The organism is Streptomyces sp. NPDC059456, from assembly GCF_042750055.1.
Taxonomy (GTDB): Bacteria; Actinomycetota; Actinomycetes; order Streptomycetales; family Streptomycetaceae; genus Streptomyces.
Genome location: NZ_JBHYVA010000720.1, coordinates 1 through 4,279 on the forward strand (window position 1 = coordinate 1; position 4,279 = coordinate 4,279).

4 protein-coding genes are annotated in these 4,279 nt (G+C 69.8%); 3 read left to right on the forward strand and 1 reads right to left on the reverse strand.

The annotated features are described in order from the left end of the window. Nucleotides 1-19: 19 nt before the first annotated feature. Nucleotides 20-1,348, reverse strand: a complete 1,329-nt coding sequence (locus tag ACFXA3_RS37095; RefSeq protein ID WP_385194696.1) for a nicotinate phosphoribosyltransferase — start codon at nucleotides 1,346-1,348, stop codon at nucleotides 20-22. Nucleotides 1,349-1,429: 81 nt separating this feature from the next. Between ACFXA3_RS37095 and clpS the strand changes: the two genes are divergently transcribed. The 3 genes from clpS to ACFXA3_RS37110 all read left to right on the forward strand — a co-directional run bounded on the left by clpS (nucleotide 1,430) and on the right by ACFXA3_RS37110 (nucleotide 4,162). After that, a complete protein-coding gene (clpS, locus tag ACFXA3_RS37100) occupies nucleotides 1,430-1,744 on the forward strand; it encodes an ATP-dependent Clp protease adapter ClpS (protein ID WP_385194698.1) in 315 nt (104 codons plus the stop codon). After that, nucleotides 1,744-2,361 carry a DUF2017 domain-containing protein gene (locus ACFXA3_RS37105; RefSeq protein ID WP_385194700.1) on the forward strand — a complete coding sequence of 206 codons (618 nt, stop codon included), beginning with the start codon at nucleotides 1,744-1,746 and terminating at the stop codon, nucleotides 2,359-2,361. Before clpS ends, ACFXA3_RS37105 begins: the two co-directional genes overlap by 1 nt. Nucleotides 2,362-2,698: 337 nt before the next feature. Continuing rightward, nucleotides 2,699-4,162 (forward strand): amino acid permease, encoded by a 1,464-nt coding sequence (locus ACFXA3_RS37110; RefSeq protein WP_385194702.1) that lies wholly within the window; start codon nucleotides 2,699-2,701, stop codon nucleotides 4,160-4,162. Nucleotides 4,163-4,279 lie beyond the last annotated feature (117 nt).

Here is a 4,279-nt window from a genome sequence, read left to right on the forward strand (position 1 = left end):
CGGGGGCCCGGCAACCCCGCTACGCGTATTCGGTCGGGAGCACGGCCTCGCCGCGCGAGAGCTGCGTCGCCGAGAGGGGCAGCCCCTCGCGGGCGGCCCGGTGCCGGTCGCGGGCCGCCTCCAGCGGCTCGCGGGCGACGACCTCACCGGCCTTGACCAGCTGGATCAGCAGCTGGTGGTCGGCCAGGGCCGAGGGGACGGGCCCGGTGCCCACGACCTCCGCCTCCGCGACGCCCTCCGCGTCCAGCCGCCGCGCCGCCCACTTGCGGCCACCGATCGAGGTCTTGCCGCCGGAGGACTTCTTCGCGACCGGCACCAGCGGGGCCTTCGGGTCCGCGGACGCCGCCCGCGCCACCAGCTTGTAGACCATCGAGCACGTCGGGTGCCCGCTGCCCGTCACGAGCTGCGTGCCGACCCCGTAGGCGTCCACCGGGGCCGCCGCGAGCGAGGCGATCGCGTACTCGTCGAGGTCGGAGGTGACCACGATCCGCGTCCCCGTCGCCCCCAGCTCGTCGAGCTGGTGGCGCACCCGGTGGGCGACGAGCAGCAGGTCGCCGGAGTCGATCCGGACCGCCCCCAGCCCCGTCCCGGCGACCTCGACGGCCGTCCGTACGGCCTCCGCGACGTCGTACGTGTCCACGAGCAGGGTCGTCCCGCCGCCCAGCGAGGCCACCTGGGCTTGGAACGCGTCCCGCTCGGTGTCGTGCACCAGCGTGAAGGCGTGCGCCGAGGTCCCGACGGTGGGGATCCCGTACCGGAAGCCGGCCGCCAGGTCCGAGGTGGAGGTGAAGCCGCCGACGTACGCGGCCCGCGAGGCCGCCACCGCCGCCAGCTCGTGGGTGCGCCGGGCGCCCATCTCGATCAGCGGCCGTTCGCCGGCGGCCGAGGTCATCCGGGAGGCGGCGGCCGCGATCGCCGAGTCGTGGTTGAGGATCGAGAGGATCACGGTCTCCAGCAGCACGCACTCGGCGAAGCTGCCCTCGACGCGCAGGACCGGCGAGCCGGGGAAGTAGACCTCGCCCTCCGGGTAGCCCCAGATGTCGCCCGAGAAGCGGTACGAGGACAGCCAGTCCAGCGTCCGCATGTCGACGACGGCCCGCTCGCGCAGGAACTCCAGCACCGCGCTGTCGAAGCGGAAGTTCTCCACCGCGTCCAGGACGCGGCCGGTGCCCGCCAGCACCCCGTAGCGGCGCCCCTCGGGCAGCCGCCGGGTGAAGACCTCGAAGACCGAGCGGCGGTCGGCGGTGCCGTTCGCCAGGGCGGCCTGCAGCATCGTGAGCTCGTAATGATCCGTGAAGAGCGCTGTCGACGGCACGTCCACCGGCAGGCCCAGGTCCGCAGGGTTCATGTCACGGATGCTAGCGCACATCTCGTCAAAGTGACGAGATCTCGGGACCCGTTTGTGCGACCGGCCGGTCACAGTGGCAGCATGGGACAAGTGAGTGTTGCTCCCATTGAGATCGAACGCACCGAGTCGGCCGAAGAGACCTTCGCGGTCCCCGAACCCGACGTTCCCTGGGTGACCCTGGTGCACAACGACCCGGTCAACCTCATGAGCTACGTGACGTACGTGTTCCAGGCGTACTTCGGCTATTCGAAGGACAAGGCGCACAAGCTGATGCTCGACGTCCACCACAAGGGGCGGGCGGTCGTGTCGAGCGGCACCCGCGAGGAAATGGAGCGCGACGTGCAGGCCATGCACGGCTACGGCCTGTGGGCGACCCTCTCCCAGGACCGCGTCTGATGGGGCGCTCCGCCGGAATGTTCGAAGCCCTGAAGGGCGGCGGCGCCGCCATCGCGCTGGACGAGATCGAGATCTCCATCCTGCGTTCGCTGGCCGTCCAGCTGCTGGAGCTCATCGGCCCGGGCGCGCCCGAACCCGACGCGGACGCCGACCCGCTGGCCGTGCTGTTCGCCGAGGGGAACGAGGGGCCCACCGAGCGGCCCTCCGACCCCGCGCTGATCCGGCTCTTCCCCGACGCCTACGGCGGCCCCGGCCCCGAGGACCAGGGCGTGGACCCCGCCGAGCTCGCCGCCCGGTCGGCGGAGTTCCGCCGGTTCACCGAGAACGACCTGCGCACCCGCAAGCGGGAGGACGCCCTGTGCGTCGTCCGCAGCCTGGACGGGCTCGTCCCCGGGGGCGACGGGGCGGCGGTGCTGGAGCTCACCGGTGAACTCCCGCTGCGCTGGCTGGGTGCGCTCAACGACCTGCGCCTGACCATCGCGGCCCGCCTGGACATCACCGAGGACGAGGAGAGCGCGATGCTCTTCCGGCTGCCGGACGACGATCCGCGCAAGCCGATGGTGATGGCCTACCTGTGGCTCGGCGGCCTCCAGGAGACGCTCGTCGAAACGCTCTGACCCCTTCTGGACGTCTGTGTCCCGAACGTCGTTCGCCGATCGTTCGCTCAGCGGACGCTCAAATCCGGATAACGATCAGATCACCGCGATGCGGTGATCTGATGCGTTTCGGGACCTCTGTCCCGAATTTCATGTGCCATGCGTCACATTTCCGCGCCGCGGTCACCCATAAGCCCGTGATAAATCTTCACGACCGCCGACGGGGCGCCACCCATGTCCCCCGGCCCGCTTGAACCGGCTGACCGCCGGGTGCAACTCCATCCGTATCCGGGGGGATCGAGGACCCGATCCGCAGCCTTTCAGGCGCGGGTCGGCGTGGAGAAAGGCGCACCAAGACATGACCTCTGTGCAGGTCGAGCAGCACGACAGGACGCCCGGCGAGGGCGCCGCGGCCGAGGACGGCGAGGGTTACCACCGCGCACTCGGAGCCCGCCAGATCCAGATGATCGCGATCGGCGGAGCCATCGGCACCGGCCTCTTCCTGGGCGCCGGCAAGGCCATCTCGAAGGCGGGCCCGAGCCTGATCCTGGCCTACGCCATCGTCGGCCTCGTCATCTTCTTCATCATGCGCGCCCTGGGCGAGCTGCTGATGTACCGCCCGGTCTCGGGCTCCTTCTCGGACTACGCCCGGGAGTTCCTCGGCCCGTTCTGGGGGTACGCGACCGGCTGGACGTACTGGCTCTTCTGGGTGGTCACCGGCATCACCGAGGTCACCGCCGCCGCGAAGTACATGTCGTACTGGACGCACGACAGCTTCCCGCAGTGGGCCTACGCGCTGATCTTCACGGTCATCCTCTACGCCGCCAACCTGATCTCCGTGAAGCTCTTCGGCGAGCTGGAGTTCTGGTTCTCCATGGTCAAGGTCACCGCCATCGTCGGCATGATCCTGATCTGCGCCGGCATCCTCACCGTCGGCTTCTCCGACGCCGCCGCCGGCGCCTCGGTGTCCAACCTGTGGAACGACCGCGGCTTCTTCCCCAACGGCATCGGCGAGACGCTGATGACCCTGCAGATCGTCGTGTTCGCCTTCCTCGCGGTCGAGCTGGTCGGCGTCACCGCCGGCGAGTCCAAGGACCCGGCGAAGACCCTGCCCAAGGCCATCAACACCGTGCCGTGGCGCATCGCCGTCTTCTACGTCGGCGCACTCATCATGATCATGTCGGTCATCCCGTGGTCCAACTTCAAGGCCGGAGAGAGCCCCTTCGTCCTCGCCTTCGAGAAGATGGGCCTGGGCGTCGGCGCCGCGATCGTCAACTTCGTCGTGCTGACCGCCGCCCTGTCCTCCTGCAACTCGGGCATGTACTCCACCGGCCGCATGCTGCGCGACCTCGCGCTCAACGGCCAGGGCCCGAAGTTCTTCACCAAGCTCACCAGGACCGGCACCCCGCTCGTGGGCACCACCTTCTCCGCCGCGCTGATGCTCGTCGGTGTCTGGATCAACTACGTCGCCCCCGGCAAGGCCTTCGACTACGTCGTCTCCTTCGCCACCATCTCCGGCATGTGGGCCTGGATCGTCATCCTGGTCTGCCAGATCCGCTACCGCGCCAAGGCCGACCGGGGCGAGCTGCCCCAGTCCTCCTTCCGCACCCCCGGCGCGCCGTACACCAGCTGGTTCTCCCTGGCCTTCATCGGCATGGTCATCGTGATGATGGGCGTCGACAAGGACTCCCGCGTCTCGCTGTACTGCGCCCCGCTGTGGGGCCTGATCCTGGGCGTCTCGTACCTGGTGCTCAAGAAGCGCAACCCGAGCGGAGCCGCCTTCAACAAGGCCGCCGAGCGGGCCTCCGAGCCGGTCGCCTGACCGCTCCTCCCGCCGGGCCCGACAGGCCCCGTGTCCAGCGAGCCGGGCCCCCCCGGGCGCCCAACCGAGACGGGGGGGGCGGCGGGGGGTTAATATGAGCCAGAGATCACCCCCACA

Bases quoted from the DNA above. Each gene is read 5' to 3' on its own strand.
- ACFXA3_RS37105 (WP_385194700.1), top strand. From the start codon at position 1,744: ATGGGGCGCTCCGCCGGAATGTTCGAAGCCCTGAAGGGCGGCGGCGCC.
- ACFXA3_RS37095 (WP_385194696.1), bottom strand. From the start codon at position 1,348: ATGAACCCTGCGGACCTGGGCCTGCCGGTGGACGTGCCGTCGACAGCG.
- ACFXA3_RS37110 (WP_385194702.1), top strand. From the start codon at position 2,699: ATGACCTCTGTGCAGGTCGAGCAGCACGACAGGACGCCCGGCGAGGGC.
- clpS (WP_385194698.1), top strand. From the start codon at position 1,430: ATGGGACAAGTGAGTGTTGCTCCCATTGAGATCGAACGCACCGAGTCG.